Source organism: Paenibacillus soyae, assembly GCF_024623455.1.
Taxonomy (GTDB): Bacteria; Bacillota; Bacilli; order Paenibacillales; family Paenibacillaceae; genus Pristimantibacillus; species Pristimantibacillus soyae.
This window is the reverse complement of record NZ_JANIPJ010000001.1, coordinates 209,004-225,841: the sequence shown is the minus strand read 5'-3', so window position 1 is coordinate 225,841 and position 16,838 is coordinate 209,004. Positions and strand designations below refer to the sequence as shown.

The 16,838-nt window shown below is 58.3% G+C and carries 9 protein-coding genes; 2 read left to right on the top strand and 7 right to left on the bottom strand.

Annotation, left to right across the window (positions count from 1 at the left end; genetic code table 11):
- Positions 1-15: 15 nt before the first annotated feature.
- The 4 genes from pheS to NQZ67_RS01040 form a co-directional block, all read right to left on the bottom strand.
- Positions 16-1,050, bottom strand: coding sequence for a phenylalanine--tRNA ligase subunit alpha (gene pheS / locus NQZ67_RS01055; RefSeq protein WP_257441990.1), 1,035 nt, complete (start codon positions 1,048-1,050; stop codon positions 16-18).
- 402 nt (positions 1,051-1,452) lie between these two features.
- Positions 1,453-4,491, bottom strand: a complete 3,039-nt coding sequence (locus NQZ67_RS01050) for a cyclic nucleotide-binding domain-containing protein (protein ID WP_257441989.1) — start codon at positions 4,489-4,491, stop codon at positions 1,453-1,455.
- A 10-nt stretch (positions 4,492-4,501) separates the two neighbouring features.
- Complete coding sequence (locus NQZ67_RS01045; RefSeq protein WP_257441988.1) at positions 4,502-4,999, bottom strand: GNAT family N-acetyltransferase; 498 nt, start codon at positions 4,997-4,999, stop codon at positions 4,502-4,504.
- Between the two features lie 22 nt (positions 5,000-5,021).
- Positions 5,022-7,757 carry a HAMP domain-containing protein gene (locus tag NQZ67_RS01040; RefSeq protein WP_257441986.1) on the bottom strand — a complete coding sequence of 912 codons (2,736 nt, stop codon included), beginning with the start codon at positions 7,755-7,757 and terminating at the stop codon, positions 5,022-5,024.
- A gap of 218 nt (positions 7,758-7,975) precedes the next feature.
- On the opposite strand from NQZ67_RS01040, the gene NQZ67_RS01035 reads away from it, so the two are divergent.
- Positions 7,976-8,362 (top strand): DUF4280 domain-containing protein, encoded by a 387-nt coding sequence (locus tag NQZ67_RS01035; protein WP_257441984.1) that lies wholly within the window; start codon positions 7,976-7,978, stop codon positions 8,360-8,362.
- 1 nt (position 8,363) lies between these two features.
- The gene (locus NQZ67_RS01030; RefSeq protein WP_257441983.1) at positions 8,364-10,208 is read left to right on the top strand and encodes a hypothetical protein; all 1,845 of its coding nucleotides are present in this window, start codon (positions 8,364-8,366) and stop codon (positions 10,206-10,208) included.
- A 531-nt stretch (positions 10,209-10,739) separates the two neighbouring features.
- On the opposite strand, the gene NQZ67_RS01025 is transcribed toward NQZ67_RS01030, so the two are convergent.
- The 3 genes from NQZ67_RS01025 to NQZ67_RS01015 form a co-directional block, all read right to left on the bottom strand.
- Positions 10,740-12,407 (bottom strand): hypothetical protein, encoded by a 1,668-nt coding sequence (locus tag NQZ67_RS01025; protein ID WP_257441982.1) that lies wholly within the window; start codon positions 12,405-12,407, stop codon positions 10,740-10,742.
- 67 nt (positions 12,408-12,474) lie between these two features.
- The gene (locus NQZ67_RS01020; protein ID WP_257441981.1) at positions 12,475-14,418 is read right to left on the bottom strand and encodes a phage tail protein; all 1,944 of its coding nucleotides are present in this window, start codon (positions 14,416-14,418) and stop codon (positions 12,475-12,477) included.
- Positions 14,419-14,610: 192 nt separating this feature from the next.
- The gene (locus NQZ67_RS01015; protein WP_257441980.1) at positions 14,611-16,833 is read right to left on the bottom strand and encodes a putative baseplate assembly protein; all 2,223 of its coding nucleotides are present in this window, start codon (positions 16,831-16,833) and stop codon (positions 14,611-14,613) included.
- Between the last annotated feature and the right edge of the window lie 5 nt (positions 16,834-16,838).

Sequence of the window (16,838 nt, the reverse complement as noted above, 5' to 3'; positions counted from 1 at the left end):
CCCTTCTCTCTATCGTCACATTCTCGCGAATTGGCCCAGGAAGCGCAGATCGTTCGTGTAGAAATGGCGGATGTCGTCGATGCCGTATTTGAGCAAAGCGATCCGCTCGACGCCCATGCCGAACGCGAAGCCGGTTACTTCCTCCGGATCGTAGCCGCCCATCTCGAGCACGCGAGGATGGACCATGCCGCAGCCGAGAATTTCGAGCCAGCCCGTCTGCTTGCACATCCGGCAGCCATGGCCGCCGCATTGCACGCACGTGACGTCAACCTCGGCGCTCGGCTCGGTGAACGGGAAGAAGCTTGGGCGAAGCCGAATTTGCGCCTGGGCGCCGAACATTTGCTGAACGAATTGCAGCAGCGTGCCCTTCAGGTCGCTCATCCGGATGCCTTTGCCGATGACAAGGCCTTCGATTTGATTGAACTGGAACGAGTGGGTCGCGTCGTCGTCGTCTCTCCGGTATACCTTGCCCGGGCAGATGACCTTCACTGGCGTCATTCCTTCCTTAGCCTTCATGGTGCGGACCTGAACGGGGGACGTATGCGTCCTCATCAGAATGTCTTCCGTTACGTAGAAGGAGTCCTGCATGTCGCGGGCCGGATGGTTCTTCGGCAGGTTCAGCGCTTCGAAGTTGTAGTAGTCCGTCTCGACCTCGGGACCTTCCGCGATGGAATAGCCGAGCCCTACGAAAATATCTTCAATCTCCTGAGCGACCTTGTTCAGCGGATGCAACGCGCCGGTCGGCAGCTTCTTGCCCGGCAGCGTCACGTCGATCGTCTCGGCGAGCAGACGGTTGTTCGTTTCGGCTTGCTGGAACGCAGCCGCCTTCTCCTCGATGACGGCTTCGATCGCCCCGCGCACGTCGTTCGCCACTTGGCCGATAATCGGACGCTCCTCGGCGCTAAGGCCGCCCATGCCGCGAAGAATTTCCGTCAAGGCGCCCTTTTTGCCCAAATATTTGACGCGCAGATCGTTCAGCGCCTGCGGCGACTCCACGCCCTGCAGCTCCTGCAGCGCTTCGCCGCGTAGTTCCTCCAGTCTTTCTTTCACATTCATCGCCTCCAAAATAATGTCTTCCAAAACACAAAAAAGGCTCTTCCTCCCCGAAGGGACGGAAGAACCGTGGTACCACCCTAATTTCAACCGCGCGGACAACCATCGTCTACGCGATCCTTAAGTCCCGGTAACGGCGGGAACCGTGTCACCCTACTTGCTCCGGGCCGTCGGGCCAAGGAGGTTCAGGAGCATGCTCCGGAGCGAATTCGGCAGTCCGGATTCAAGCAAGAACGCTCTCAATCTGCGGCGTTCTCTCCCTGTGCGATCGGATCTCTGCTTACTGTTCTCCATCGTTGCTTGTCGCAATATGTCTCAAACATTATTCCTATTATATGCAATGCGGTCCTCAGATGCAATACATGGCAATGGACTAGGCTAAGCCCCGACTGCTTAACGTTAGCTGTCGATTCTCATCATCATCTCTTCCAGCAGGCGGATCCGCGCGAAGGAAGCGCGGAGAAGGCCGATGCCGATTTCCGGATACAGCCGCACGAGCCTCGATACGTCATCGCCCGACAGCCGAAGCACCTTCGTGTCTCCGAGCAAGGATTGAGCCGTGACCGTCGAAGGCGTTCCGTCGAGCGCGGAGGTGACGCCGCAGACATCTCCAGGGCCGAGCACGCCTATCGTGCCCTCCCAGCCGGCGGCGGATACGCTCGTCAGCTCGATGTTTCCGTCCACGATAACGTACATGGAGGAATGAGGCTCGCCTCTGCGCAGCAGCGCTTCTTCGTCGGAAACGTTCTCCTCCGAAGCCACGTTGGCGATCAGACCGAGCTCCTCCAGAGACAGATCCGCAAAGTACGGAACCTGCTTTAGAAATACGACCTTATTCAATCGGCTCATCATAAGCCCCTCGTTCGACATGCTGCCGTTCCCTCCATTCTCGCTAAGCGCGGCCATGGCCATCTCGCGCCACCAATCATCGCTCTCTCGCAGTGCTTCCATCAGCTTTGCCTTCGCGTCAGCTTCCGCCAAACCGCCGACGACAGCATCGGAACGCTCGATGAAAGCCGCGATCGCTTGCGATAATCTCCGGTCGCCAAAGCCTTCCGCCAATACTTCCTGGGCGTTGCTGCGCGCCTCTTCGTCGCCCGATTCGATAGCCGTCCGAATATGGATGACCGCGTTTTCGTCCCCAAGCCTGGACTGAATGCTCCATAGGCCTCCGAACAAGGACCGGCGCGCCTCCTCCCAGCGCATGGACGCGAGCTGCGCCAGCTCCTCCCTTCCGAGCGCGCGCAGCGCTTCGGAATAAGCCGCGGCTTGCTCGAGCGCGGACAGGCGGGCAACGCCATCCGCCGCAAGGACCTCGCGCACCTCTTCCTCCTCCATCAGCATGGACAGCGAATGAACCGCTGCGCCAAAGTGTTTGGGCGACGCTTGCGGCAAGCTCTCCGTGAGAGGCTGGACGGCAGCCGGTCCGATATCGATGAACGCTTGCGTCGATACCGCCAGCATCTCCTCGTCCATAAACGCCAGTCCGTCGATCAGCACCGGCACAAGATCGGCGTGTCCGAGCCGGCCAAGACTCTCCGTCGCCGCCACTCTCGCCGCGGGGTGCAGGTCGCCGAGCATGTCCATGAGCTGCGGGATATACGCGTCCAGCTTTAAGTCCGCCACGACGCGGCACATATAAACCGCGGTCTCTCCCCCAACGCTCAAGATCCGTTCGATCACCTCGGCGCAAGCTTTGTAGCTCTGCTCGCGGTGAAACGAATACATCGCCTTAACGGCTTCGGCGACGACGCCGGGGTGCCGGTCAAGAAGCTTCTGGCGCAGGAAGAAGAACGCTTGCTCCTCCAGATGCTTCATCCGGGCAATCGCCTTCACCCCTTCCGCCCGCAGCTCGTCGTCGGGGTCCTCCAGGAAGCTAGCCACCTTCACGAGCGCCTGAAGATCGGCATGCTCCAAGTTCATCGCCTTGAGCGCTTCGATCCGTATCCGGTAATGGTCGTCATCCAGGAGCGGCAGCAGGTCGGGCAGATCCTTCGGATTCTGGAGGGGCCCGATAATTTGAAGCGCGATTTCTTTGGCCGAGGAAGACGGATGCTTCAGCATGCGCCTTGCCTCCGCCAGCGCGGCGCCGTTCCTGCCGATCTCCTCCATCGATTCGGCCATGTCCGCCGCGCTCATCGTGCTGACGCTGCGAACGAGCTCCCTTATGTACAAGCGGCGGCCGTACCAGGCTAGAGCGAGCAGGAAGCCCGCTCCGATCAATCCGATGAGCGACAGAATCGTCCAGGAAACGCCGAATCCGGCGTGCATGAACTGGAGACCCGCCCCAATGAGAATGCCGGCCGACGCCGCGATGCCTTGAGCTGCATACCGGTAGCTGTCCCGCTGCGCGAGCGGCAGCGTTTTAAAGAACAATTGGTAAGACGGCTCCGCGGTATAGTACAGCAGCAAATACAGCAGCATGTACCCGGCCGATACAATCGGCAGCGCGGCGGCGCCGTCGATGAACAGGACCGCCCCCGCAAACGACAGCACATATACGCCTGCAATCATCGTCAGCATATGGCTGGCTCCCAGCCTGGCCATCAGCTTCCCGGACACTAGCTGGAGCAAGAACGCGAGCACGAACAGGACAGTCGTCACGAGACCGAAAAAACGGCTGAACTGTTGCTCGGTTGCGTAGCTGGTTTTCGCCACGTTCAGAAACTCGTATTCCATGAGGAAGTACAAGCCCGGCATAAACGTCATGAGCAGAATGACGGTCAGCAGGAACGGCGAGCTCAGCGCCTGCTTGAATACCTTGCCCGCCGACGCTTCCTCATCCTGCGGCTTGGAGACTGAGGTAGTCAGCTTGAGCGACAGCGGCACCAGATAGGCCGAGATGACTTTTCTGTAGTTCGGCCAGGCGGCGAGCAGCAGCGCGCAGCCGGCTGCGTAGATCGCTTCCGGACCGAAAGCCAGGCTGATCAGCTGAGCCAGCAGGCCCGCCGCGACGCCGCCGAGCGTCGCCGAGCCGACGAACACCGGCATTAGCCGCTTGGCTTGCTGCGTCGGACATGCGTCGATCGCGAGACTCCACAGCAGAATCGTCTGCTGCCGGACGACGAAGCTCGACGCGATGAACAGCACCGGGTAGAACCAACGGATGTCCGCCCCCGCGATGGCGAATGCGATCAGCGCGGCCGCGCAGCCCGCAACGATGCCGATCAGCATGCCGTACATGACGCGCATCAGCTTGGGCTTCGGCAGCTTGGCCGCGAGCCAGGCGAGGAGCCATGCCTCCAGAGGCAGAATGATAGCTTCCGCCGCGTAGACATAGGGCAAATATTCGCTTCCGAAGCGCTGGTTGAACAACGTCATGAAGCTGTTATAGTTGAGCATCTCCGCGATGCCGCATACAAAAAAAACAGGTGCCATCAGGAGCAGCTTGCGCTGATCCTCCGGACGGGCACCTACTAAACGTAATATGGCATTCATAGTTTTATTTTTAAACCAGCTTACGATAATAGATTAACCGGTCTTCTCCTTCGTAATAATAATCCGGAATTCGGCCGATCAGCGTAAATCCCTGGCGCTCGAACATGCCTTGAATCGTCTTGTACTCCGGCAAATCGCAGCTGCATCCCTCGATATATCTGGCCTTAACCTCGGCCAAGTAACGGTACATCTCCTCCAGGAACCCGGCCGCGACGCCAAGCTTGCGGTAGTCGCGGTGAACGACAAGATATTCCCAGCGGTAGCCGCCCGTCTGCTGCTCGTTCTCCCCCATGACGTTGATTCCGATCACTTTGCCTTCCTCGTTCCGCGCGTACCAGAAGATGAATTCTCCGTCCGCCGCACGGAAGGGTAGCTCGCGGAAGTGCCGGAGCTCGCCGGGCGTATATCTCGTATCGTCGAAGGATTGGTCCGACATCATGAACGCGGAGACCTCCTCGGCATCCCTTCGCTCCGTCAGTCGTTCGATTTGATATTGCTTGACCAGCATGCTGCTTCTCTCCTTCATTATGTCATACGGCCAGCGTGCCGTTCCAGCCCTCCGACGAGCCGCTTTGGTAATATTCGTCGCATAGATAGAAATAGAGCTTGGCGGCTTTATCGAACCGATTGATTTTGATCACTTCGATGAACGTTTCCCTGGCGTCGAAGAACCGGCCTTCCTGGCAGAGCTCGATTCCTCTCTCGAACATCGCTTTCGTCCGATCCTTCAGCTGCCTCTCGTTGTCCGAGTCTCCCTCGTACACGTCGATAAGCTCCAGCGACTCTTCTTTGCCGCCGAACCCGATTCGTCCAAGATAACGGTGGCGAATTCGCTCCGGAGCGCGAAGCTGATCGAAGAACGACTTGGTGACTAAGATTGACGCGCCCATCGTCTCGGACAATCGCTCCAGAGCCGCGGTAACGTTCACGTCGTCCGATATGACGTTGCCTTCCATCCGTTGTTCTTCTCCGACGATGCCGAGCATGAGCGGGCCTTTATGAAGGGCCATCCCCAAATCGACCGGCGCGTATCCGGCCGCGCGCAAACTCTCGTTGTAGCCGACCAGCTCTCTTCGGATCGCGATGGCGGCGCGAATCGCGTCTTCGGCTCTTCTCGGGAACAACGCCATGAAGCCGGCTCCCAAATATTTGCTAATGAGTCCCTCTTCCGTTCGCACATAAGGACTGAACCGCTTCAGGAAGCCGTTCATGAAGTCGAAGTTTTGCTTCGGCGACAGCTGCTTGGAGAGCTGATTGAAGGAGCGGATGTTCGATACCATCACGGACATGTTGCCCTGCACTTGATCGCCGAGGTGAACCTCGGTTATTCCTTTTTTGCCGAGATACTTGAATATTTGCTGCGGCACGAACCGATGGGACGCTTCGCTGAACGTCGTTATATCCTTAATATAAGTCCGGATATGCTGGGCCATGAGGTTGAATTGCTCGCCCAAGTCGCCGACCTCGTCCTGCGACCGAATATGGACGCGAACGTCCCAGTTGCCGCTTGCCATCTCCATGACGCTGCGGCGCAGCTTGCGCAGCGATCGCAGGAGCCAGAAGGTGACGGCAAGCACCAGCGCAAGAATGATAAGGCTGATCAGGCCGATGTTCCGAAGAATGCTCTTGTATATCGTCTCGTTGGATTGATGAAGCACGTTCAGGTCCCTGCCCGTCTCGTAGACGCCGACGATCTCGCCGCCCGAATCGTAGATCGGCCCGATCGCGTACAACCATTTGCCGGTCGCGTCCTCCCATCGGTCTGAATACACTTCTCCGAAATCCGTTACGCGCACGCTTCCTTCGTTCGGCGGGTACGGCTTGAACATATTGACCCCGTCGTCATCGTCCATCATGACAAAAAATTCGCCGTTCTCGTATTTGTACAGCGTGCTGTACAGGCCTGACCGGACGGAAGGATCTTCGTTCTCGAACAGGAAATTCATCTTCGCTTGTATGGCGCGGTAATCTTCATTCATGTAATCTTCGGGAGACCCAAGCCTCTTCAGCTGATCTCCGTCGATCAACGCTTCCCCGTTGCGGGCGAGCAGCGTCAGCTGCCTCTGCATCTCGTCCTCCATGCGCGCGGAGAAGCTGTCGTAGATGAAATTCGAGAGCATGAACATCGAGATCACGAGAATCGGCACGATCGCGAACACCTGCTTGAAAAATAAAGAGATCCTCCTGCGCAGAGCATGCACGTAGAAGATGTGCAGCAAGAAGGCGACAGTCGCGGTAAGCAGCGCCGCCGCCGACCATACCATCCATCCCATGCGGTAGTCGGCTGCCCGGTATGAAAGCTTGGACGCGACCCTGGCGCTGTCTCCGTGCACGATGACAACCCGGTCGTCGAGCACGAGGTGCATGCCCCCGTCCGGACCAAGCGTCATATCCATCAGCTCCAGATACTCGGCGCCGTCCGATTTGACCGACAGCTCTTCCTCCGACAGCTCCGTTCTTAAGTCGCCGTAATCCGCGGCCTTGAAGCTGACCACCGCGTTCACGAGACGGTCGATGAAGTAGATCCGCCCGTCATGCAGAGCCAGCGATTCGGGGAAGTTGCGGTTCGTCCGGTCCGTTCCTTCCAGCGGATACGCTTTCTCGCTGGTTCCGTCCTGCAGAACGTGATAGATCGAGCCCCGTTTCGTCGAGTAGTAAATTTGTCCCGGCTCGTAGCCGGTAATTTCGGACAAATACCGGTTCTCGGGCAGCTTGAACCGGAATACCTCCTCCGGCTGTCCTCCGCTTAGCGCGATTCGGAACAAGCCGACGCTCGACTGCTCGTCAATATAGTAGTAGACATGCTCCCCGGCTGTCTGAAGCCCCTTCATTTGACCGACTCGCATATTGCTCCCGCTTCCCTGGAAGGCATACAGCAGGATGCCTTCTTCCGATTCGGGAGCGTATCGGTATAGACGCTCTTCAACAACGTATAATCCGTAATCGTCGAGCACCGTATCCAGCGCGACGACCGATCCGTCGGCCGCGGCGGCCACCTCCGTGAAGCCGTGGCTGCTGCCCTCTTCGACGGGCGCTTCCGTATGGCTGATCTCCACGTTCGCCTCGTCGAACTGTACGAGCTCCCGCCTCGAATCGGCGATCGCGACCAATCGGCCCTCCGCGTTCGACGCGGCTTTGGACAGGTAGCTCAGCGGCCGTTCCTTCTCGTACGGCGGCGTGGACAGCGCCTCGTGATTCGCATAGACAAACCATCCAAGCACGGCCGAGACGGCCAGAAGGAACATAACTAACGGGATCTTTCGCATGAACACCATCGCTTTCCGATTGCATGAATTTTCTATTTCTATAGTACTACATGTTCTTTCGATTATCACTCTTTTCTATTACAAGAAATATCGAATCGTAGCCGTTTCTGTAGGTTTTTGTTGTAGCCCGGGAGGGGCATATAGTACTATGATTAATAGCATATATTACTAGATTGGGAGAGGCGTCTTTTCGTCGGCTGCCCACGGAAAGGATCGTTATGGGACAACTTGTATGCGGCGGAGCCACTATGCAGTGCTCGTTCGGAGTGGCGCCAAGCACGCTGAACGTGCTGCCCGCGAACGGCGTCGTGACCTCGCTTCCGATTGCCAATATTATGGACAACAAGCCGTTGGTCAACATATTGCCGTTCGGCATGTGCAACTCCATGGCCAACCCCGTCGTTGCCGCGGCTACCGCTGCCAAGCTCGGCGTATTCACTCCTCAGCCTTGCGTTCCCGCCGTCGCCGCGCCTTGGGCCCCGGGTTCTCCTACCGTGCTCGTCGCGAACATGCCCGCCTTGAACAACTCATCCAAATGCATGTGCAATTGGGGCGGCGTCATCAGCATCGTGTACCCCGGTCAAGTAACGATACAGGTGCCTTGATATGATCGAACAACTGCTTAAGCCGATCTTCAAGCCGATCCAGCGCATAATTATAAGACCGATCAAGCGGGCCAAGACGCTGCCCAAACGTCTGCTCGTCATGCTTCGCAAGTTTTTGGTATCCGCCATTTTCAGCCCGCTGCGATCCTTGGACAATTACGTGCGGATCGGCAGCTATTATATCGCCAAGAAGCTGATCGCCTTAACCATCGTGCTGTCGCTCATCATTGTTTATTTCGGATTTGTTAACCCGCCCGGCTTCATCGACAAGCTATTTGGGCGAACGCCTCAGCTTGCGGCTGCCGAGGCTGCGGCCAGCGGATTTACCGGCATTGCCGACATTCGGAATTCCGACGGCAGCCTGTTGTACGAGGGCGGCATTGCGGACGGGCTGTATTCGGGTGAAGGCAAGCTGTATTACCCGAACGGCAAGCTGCGGTACAAGGGCGCCTTCGACAAAGGCTTTATGACGGGAGCCGGAGAGCTGTGGAACGAGGAAGGAATGCTGCTGTACCGCGGCGAGTTCGCGAACGACGCTTATAACGGAGCGGGCATTCTGTTCCATCCGGACGGCGCGACGAAAAAATACGAAGGCGCGTTTCTCGCAGGATTGTTCGAGGGCGCGGGGACACTGTACGCGGAGGACGGCAGCGCGCTTTATACCGGTGCGTTCGTACAAGGTCTCTATAACGGAGATGGCAGGCTGAAAGACAGCCAGGGAAATCCGGTCTACGAAGGAGCGTTCAGCTCCGGCATCTACGAGGGAGCCGGCAAGCTGTTCCATTCGGATGGCACGGTCAGCTACGAAGGCGGGTTCTCCGCCGGCAAGAGATCCGGCGCGGGCAAGGAGCTGTATCCGAACGGCTTCGTCCGGTATGAAGGCGAGTTTCTGCTTGATCGATATCATGGCGCGGGCTCGTTATATGGTGAAGACGGGAAGCTTGCCTATGCGGGTTCGTTCCTGAGCGGCGCAAAGAGCGGATCGGGCGAAGAATATACGAGCACCGGAGCTGTCCGGTATTCGGGACAATTCGAGAACGGCAGCTATCAGGGGATCGGCACGTTAAACGATGCGGACGGCGCGCCGGCTTACAAAGGCTTTTTCCGCGGCGGCGGCATTTGGGCCGAGGGCTTTCTAAGTCTGTCCCTGGCCAAGCTGCAGGAGACGCTGGGCGCGGCCGACCCTCCCGCTGCGCCGGAGGAGCCGATTGACCTGGAGCTGCCGGCCGTCGAAGCGCCGGTAGGCGAAGAGCCTGCCGCCGGTACTGACGGAGGCACGTCGAACGAAGGCGGAGGCTCATCTAACAACGCAGCGGCTCCAAGCGATGCCAGCGTGAACGAAGCGGCAAGCTCCGAGGGAGCATCCGGGGACAAGGGAGAGGTCCAAGCTTTGTCGGATTCTTCCGCGATTGATGAAGCCGGCGACCAGAGCGCGGCGGTTGAAGCTGGCACGAATGGGGACGCGCCAGAATCGGCTTCGGATGCACAGTCCGCCGCTGCCGCGGTCGACGAAGCGTCAGCCAACGACTTACCGGCCGATGAGTCATCGCTTCCATCCACCATGCAGTTAACCTACGGCTCCTATCAAATGTCGTTCAGCTTGACCGTGGATCCGGACAATCCGGAGGCCTATTACGTAGACAAGCTGGCGACCTGGAATACGGTCGTCATGCAGCAAACCTACAAACGTTTGACCGACGCCAACACCGTCTTCGTCCGGGAAGCGCTTGATAACGGCCGCACGAGCGTCGCATGCAAAGTCGGCAATACGCTGCTCACCTTCACATTTAACAAAGACAAGCCGGTGCGCCTCGAGATGAGCGTCATTCCGGACGAAACGGCTTAAGAAACAAAAGGGCTGCCCCAGTCATTTTGACCTTTGGGACAGCCCTTTTTCTCATCTTTTCAAAAGGATAGTTGAATGAGTAAGGACATTCATATTGTTGCAGGAACTCCAGAGTTGTATCTACTCTTACAACTGTGCAGCCGCCCTCTTCGCACTAAGTGCCTCGCCTCTCGCCCCATTAACGATCTGTCGTTTCGGTAAAGCAGTCGCGGGCACTTGGCGATGCAACATCGATCCGTCGTGTCGTTACCGGAGTTGCAGAAGTGTGCGATGGCGCAATAGCGATCCGTCATGTCGTTATCCGAGTTGCAGAGGTGTACGATGGCGCAATAGCGATCTGTCGTGTCGTTACCGGAGAGGCAGCGGCGTGCGTTGGCGCAATAACGATCCCTCGTGGCGTTATCGCGCCAATTGCCAGGCTCCGGCCGGTGCATGCAATGCGCATTCATACGGTTTATGAATGCATCGCCATAGTGTCAAAAAAGTGCCGGTTCAGGAGCTCATCCTGAACCGGCACTTCCCTATCTCGTGTTAATCTTCCAGCGACGACGCCGCTTCCGCCAGCTCGTTCTCGTAGCTGTCGTTCATGGCCGCCTGAGGCGCGGCGCCGAGGCTTTTGAACGCCCACCAGCGAACGGCGATGACGGACGCGGAAGACTCGCCGTCGTCCCGCAGCTTCATGCCGATCCGGAACGTGCCCTTCTCCGGATACACGATCGTCCCGAGCGTCACGTTCGGAATATCCGGCTCGAATTCCGTTCCCTTGAACACGTCGCTTTGGCCGTAGTATACCTTCTTCTTCGTGCCCGTGCCTGCCGAAGCGCCGGACTCGTCGGCTTCCTCCAGCCCGACGACGATCGAAACCTGACCTTCGCCGAGGCCGTGCGAGATTTCGTCCGACACGTAGTTTTTCTTGCCGCGGGAGAAGAAGAAGCCCCCCGACTTGCCGATCGATTCGAGCGCGACCTCCATCGTGCCTGTCGCGATCTCGTCGTACAAATGCTGCGGACGCGGAATGCCCAGCTTGAAATCGAATTCGTTGCGCTCCGGATGATATTTCACGTCGAGCGTCGGCTTCGCGTCGTACTCCAGGTCATGCGCTTCCGAGCTCGCATAGAACTGATGGGACGCCCCGTTTCCGCCCTTGCTGAGCAGGCGTTGAAGAAGGGACGTATTCTCGATGTATTCGCCGAACGGCATCCGGTCGACTTTCTCGATCATGTAGGTCGGCCCCATCTGCAGCAGGCTGATCTTGGCGAGGCATATGCTCTGGTCCGCAGAGCCTTCCACGGCTTGCTCCAGGCTGCGGTTGTGCCAGTCCTCGAGAATACGCTCGGCAACCGGCATCTCCACCACTTCGATGCTATGCTTCGCGCTGAAATCGATCGGGATCGCCGTATCGCCGATCGTCAGCTTAGCCTGCCTGGCCGGTATGGCCAGCTCGGCGTAGCCGCCTGCGGCAAGAGGCGCCTTCAGCTGGTATGTCAATTCGTATTCGGTATCCTGCGAGTCTCCAGGCTCTGCGAACGAGACGGCTCCATCGGTTTCACCCACGTAGGTGAAGCCTTTCGCATCAATGCTATAGTCGAAGGCGATCCTCGGCGTCTGAAGCGTTTTCTCCACGACCAGCTTCACGTCCACGACTTCCCCGGGGTTTACGTATTTCGGCATGCGCTGGGTAATTCTGACGTTATCGTTCTCGAATATCGTCACGACGCTCTCCATAAGCCGGACGAATTCGAAGGAAGAAGGCGCCGGCGCTTTCTCGTTCACGAACAGCCTGTACGATTCCAGCAGGCGGTTATATTCGCTCACCTCGTCGGAGCGCACGGATGAATTGCCGACGGAGTGGACAGGCTCTTTGCCTTTCTCGTCGTACGCTACGCAGAGATAAACGTTTTTCTTGTATTCGTTGTTCGTAAAGCCCTCAATCATGGACAGCTTCATCGTTACAGGAGCCGGAATAACGATTTCCCGTCCGATGTAATCGATCGCGACGCCCATCTCGACGGACACCGTCTTGTCGTCGACCGCGACGACCGACATGCCGGACAGTACGCCGCTGCCGAACATCAGCCGGTTCAGAAGCCTTCTTTTGTCGTTAAAATACTTCTGCTCGGATTCGAAATCGCGAACCGTCAGCAGCTTGCCATAGAAATAGCGGTTCCTCTCGAACGGGTAAAGCCTCGATTTCTTCACAACTACCACCCCTAATCTCGTAATGGAGCAAGCGCTGCTCCTTATCCTATCCGGTCATCCTGCCCGGTTACTCCAGCTCGGAATCCAGCTCCAGCCGCGTATGGACATCCATCCGCTTCTCCATGCCTACGTCGACGATAAGCGTATCGTTCGGCATGCTTCGGTCCGCGTTCAACGTCAGAATAGACGGCTCCGTCAGTACCGTATTAATGCCCAAATACGTATGTAAGTCCAAGTACATCCACGGCTGCAGCTGGACCAGCTTCGCCTCCGTGTAGGCAGGCTTCTGTTCCTCGAGCAGCTCCTCGATCACGACCCGCTGCTTCTCGGACGGAGCCTGCTCCGGTCTCAGCAGCACGGTGAAGGAATAAGGGTTATCGCCGTAAAGCTGCTCCATCAGCGTTCGAAGCTCCGCGTTGTCTCTCATTGCTTTCGTCTGAAACTGCTCCACGATGATAGGCTCCATCCCCGTGTACGTTTCGATCGTCTGGAGCATCCCGCGCTTCGTGCCGCGGTAGCGGTATAAATCATGCGCCGCATGAATGAACGCGCGGACTTGCTCGTCCGTCCAGGAGTCGTCGGCGGCCAGCCCCAGCCATGTCGCAAGCCACCTCAGATGCTCGCCTTCGGCTCGATGGGGATCGATGAATCGGCTCAAGTCGCCGATTTCCGTCTCCAGCTCGGAGAAAAGGGTCCCGAACATGGAGAGGTACCGTTCCAGGAAGTCCCGGCTCTCTTCATCCTCTTGATAGACCGCCGGCAAATAATTCAAATAAGTTTCCCGGGGAAAATACAGCCTTATCCTCTCGATGCTTGGCGTATGGCGTTCGGTGCCGATCCATTCAATCATGAGCCACAGATAACGGCCCTTGGCGCCTATGAACAAAGCATCCTTCGGATTCAGGATCGGAGCCGACCAGTTCGCCGATAGAGCCGCTAGCTTCCGTTTGAGCGAAACGCCTGCGTCTTCGATCCAATCGTCGAGCTTCCGGTACGTTCCTTCGATGACCGCATGGTCGTTATCGCTGCTGAAATACGAAAACCGAAGCTGCGTTCCTTCGGGGATGAAGCCGTCCAAAGTCAGCTTGTGCCACACCGTGCCGGTCTCGGTGCTGTCGAAAGCCCGGGACAGCCAAATGCCTTCCGGAACCCCCGTCTCCTCCATCCGCACCGTCTGCGGCTGCAGGTTCAGCAGCGTAATCGTCTCTCGTTCGCCGCTCAGGATATACAGCCGATCGGAGGCATCCGCGAGCAGCTGGTCGCATCCGCCCCGATAGCTCGTAATTTCGCCGAGCAGGCGGCCGCTCCGATCCAGCGTCAAGATGAACCGATCGTCTTCTTCGTCCTGGTCAAGCTCCGAGGCATCTCCCAGGTAGAGGGTCCCCCCGCTGTCCAGACACAAGCCGGAGTACGGCTTCGAAGGCAACCCGCCTGCCTGAATCGCTTCTCCGTTCCGCTGCATTGCGATAAGCCTGGCGAAGATCGAGTCGAATACGTGTATGTCTCCGTCCTTCGACACGGCAAGGAAATAGGCCCGGTTCAGATGTCTCAGCCTCACCCGTACGGGCTGGCGAAGGAGCGGATGCTTATGCACCCGGGACAGCTGGCCGCCGGCCGTGAATTGAAGGACGGCGAGGCTGCCTCCTTCGGGAATGGCGTCTCCCTCGTCCCCTGTCTCCGTATCGAGAGGCGTTAGAACATAAACCGACCTGTCGTCCGCCGCAACCGCCAGCGGATGGAAGGGCAGGCCGTCGATCGTCGCCCCATGCCTGGACCACATCGTCTGTCCGTTCCCCGCGTGAAAGGCGGACAATGCACCGTCCGGGTCCGCTGCGTACAGAATGGAATCCGATGCGGCCAGCCGTGTTCCATTCCCGAACAGGCCATGTCCTTGCGGGAACATCCGCTTATAATCCGCGCCCCTCCAATCATAGCTCCACAGATCGGCCCTTTCGTCGAGAAGATAGATACGTTCCCGGCCCGCGATCGCCATCTCCTTCACCTTCGACATGCCTTCCAGCTTATTCAATTCCAGTGTGGCGGCGATGCCGTACCTGCGCTCTCTGCGAATGCTGAAGCCGCTTAGCTCCGCAGACAGGTTATAAGCCGCCCCCTTGCTCCATTCCTTGTCGCCGCAAACGGTAAAATATGGACTATGCTCTCTCAGTCGGATACCTCCTTCCCATTCGTGAATGGATTTCTTCTATAGCCGCGTTCTGCTAATAAGCTCGATTTCGTGTTCGCCCGAGTAAACTAGACCGTGGGGCGGCAGCTGGATATCGCCGCCGGCGGTTTTCTTCGCCTGGGCGCCGTCCGCGTCCAACCACAAATCCTGCACGAAGACGACGCCGCTTGCTTTCGTGAGCGCATTGTAAATATCGCCTTTGTACACCGTCCGGCCGAACTCCCAGCCTTCTCTGCCGTCCCTGCCCCCCAACGGGCGAAGCAGCTCCTTCAGCAGCTCGGCAAGCTTCCGGCTGTCGTCCGCGTACTGAGGCTCGACGACGATGGCCGCATGAACGGTGATTCTCACGTACAAAGGCGGAATGACGTGCAATTCCGTGGCGATGAGCCGCCGCGAATCCAGATGATGTTGGACCGTGCGCAGGAATCCCGGACTCGGGGATGGCGTCTCCGTATGTCCGTAAGGCACGACCACGACGGAAATTTGCCCGTGCGCCTTCTCCCTCGGATAGTCCGATAGACCGGGTTTATAGAGAGGAATCGCCTTCACTCTCGCCACCTCTACGCCTGGCGTTTCCTTTGCGAGAATCTCGTAATCCTCTTCGGTAACGGCGCGGAACGTTTGCTTCAGCTCCATCTGCGCCCGGAGCAGCGTTTCCTGCAGCGTCTCGGCTTCGGACCCTCCGTGCGCGTAGAACGGATTGGATACGGCAACCGAAGCCGTGCGACCAGCCTTGCTTGCCCATTCCCGGATAAGTCCCGGCTTCACGTTCCCTCTCGCTCCGCCGCCGAGCTCGCATGCGATCAAGCCGATATTGGCGTCCGGGCTAGCTTCCGGTATAGCACCCTTCTCGCCGTTGCCGAACAGAATGACCCGTTTCTCCGGCATGTAGACGTAATGGCGGTCATAGGGGCCCGACCGGTCGAAATCCTCGACCGCGCTCCAATCCTCCCATCGGAGAGTGCCGTCGCGCTCTCGTCTAGCGACCTGCAGCCCCAAAGCCGTTTTCTTCCGGCAGGCCAAATCGTACGCCTCCACGGCTTGATTCGGCAGCCCGTTGCCGCTTCCTATGGCGCTGTAACGGTAAAATCCGGGAACGCTCGCGATGAGCCTCACTCGGGTACCCGGGGCAAGCGGCGGATCATCGGGGACGGACGCTAGCTTCACCGAGACCCCGTCGCCTCCCGGCCTCCGTTCGACTTCGAACTGGCCAAGAGGCAGCTCGGTCCAGCCTTGTTCGCCGCCGCCGATCTGTACCCGCATCTCCCCGTGCATAGCCAGATACGTATCGAGCACGAAGCTTTGTCCCGGCTCCCCCGTCGTTTCATATTCCATATATTCGCATAACGTATCCCGCTGGCTGGCCATGACGGTATGGAGCATAAGCCCGCTGATTCGAGGCGGCAGCTCGTAGCCGCCCTCCTCGATCGTGCAGCTGATCCAATATCTCGGCTTGTCGGCTGCCGGATGAACGACGACGCTCCTCATCGGCGCCCCAATCCGGAAGGCGAACGAGCCGCTAGTCGAGAAGTGGGCCGTCTCGTCTCTGACGACCTGAAGCGGCATCCACGAAGCCTTCGCCGCTTGCTCGTCCCAGCAATAAGCCTTCCACGACAGCCTGGCGGAAGGAATAAGCGACGCTAACTCGCCCTCTTCCGCCGCATCGTAAACATCGCGCAGCGACTCGTCATGCTTCAGCAGCTTGAACGTTAACGTAGCAAGCTCTCCCGGCTCCAGCTCCCGATCGAAGGATATGTACAGGCGCGCGCCGCGCTTCGCATCCGTTCCGAAAGGTTGGAAGGCTACATGAAGATGATCGCTCCATGCGGTTACGTCGTTCGCTTCCCGCTCGGTCCTGCAGATGATCCGGTCCAGAGCAAGCGGGTGAAGCCGTATCGAACGCTCCGTCTCGAACATCTGGTCCTCCGCCATCAGCTTGGTCCCTCGCGGAATATGAATGGCTTCCGTCACGCCGGAAAATTGGACGAGCGTGCGGGCCGATTCCGTATCGCGCGGCGCTACGCCAAGCAGATCCAGAAACTTGCGCTTATTGCGGTCCGGCACTCTGCTGATGTAGTAGCGCTGCATTTCCGTGAGCCACGCCAGCATTTCGAGCATCGTCATGCCGGGATCATGCGCGTTCTCGTCGGTCCACTCCGGCATGCGCTTCGGTATTATTTTGCGGGATTGCTGAACAATTTCCGCATACGTGCGGTCGTCCAGCGGCAATCTTGGGAGCATGATAC

Excerpts from the sequence above, each read along its gene's own strand:
- NQZ67_RS01020 (WP_257441981.1), bottom strand. The coding sequence starts at position 14,418 with ATGTCGAAGGTGAAGGAGATGGCGATCGCGGGCCGGGAACGTATCTAT.
- NQZ67_RS01045 (WP_257441988.1), bottom strand. The coding sequence starts at position 4,999 with ATGCTGGTCAAGCAATATCAAATCGAACGACTGACGGAGCGAAGGGAT.
- NQZ67_RS01050 (WP_257441989.1), bottom strand. The coding sequence starts at position 4,491 with ATGAATGCCATATTACGTTTAGTAGGTGCCCGTCCGGAGGATCAGCGC.
- NQZ67_RS01030 (WP_257441983.1), top strand. The coding sequence starts at position 8,364 with ATGATCGAACAACTGCTTAAGCCGATCTTCAAGCCGATCCAGCGCATA.
- NQZ67_RS01015 (WP_257441980.1), bottom strand. The coding sequence starts at position 16,833 with ATGCTCCCAAGATTGCCGCTGGACGACCGCACGTATGCGGAAATTGTT.
- NQZ67_RS01040 (WP_257441986.1), bottom strand. The coding sequence starts at position 7,757 with ATGCGAAAGATCCCGTTAGTTATGTTCCTTCTGGCCGTCTCGGCCGTG.
- NQZ67_RS01035 (WP_257441984.1), top strand. The coding sequence starts at position 7,976 with ATGGGACAACTTGTATGCGGCGGAGCCACTATGCAGTGCTCGTTCGGA.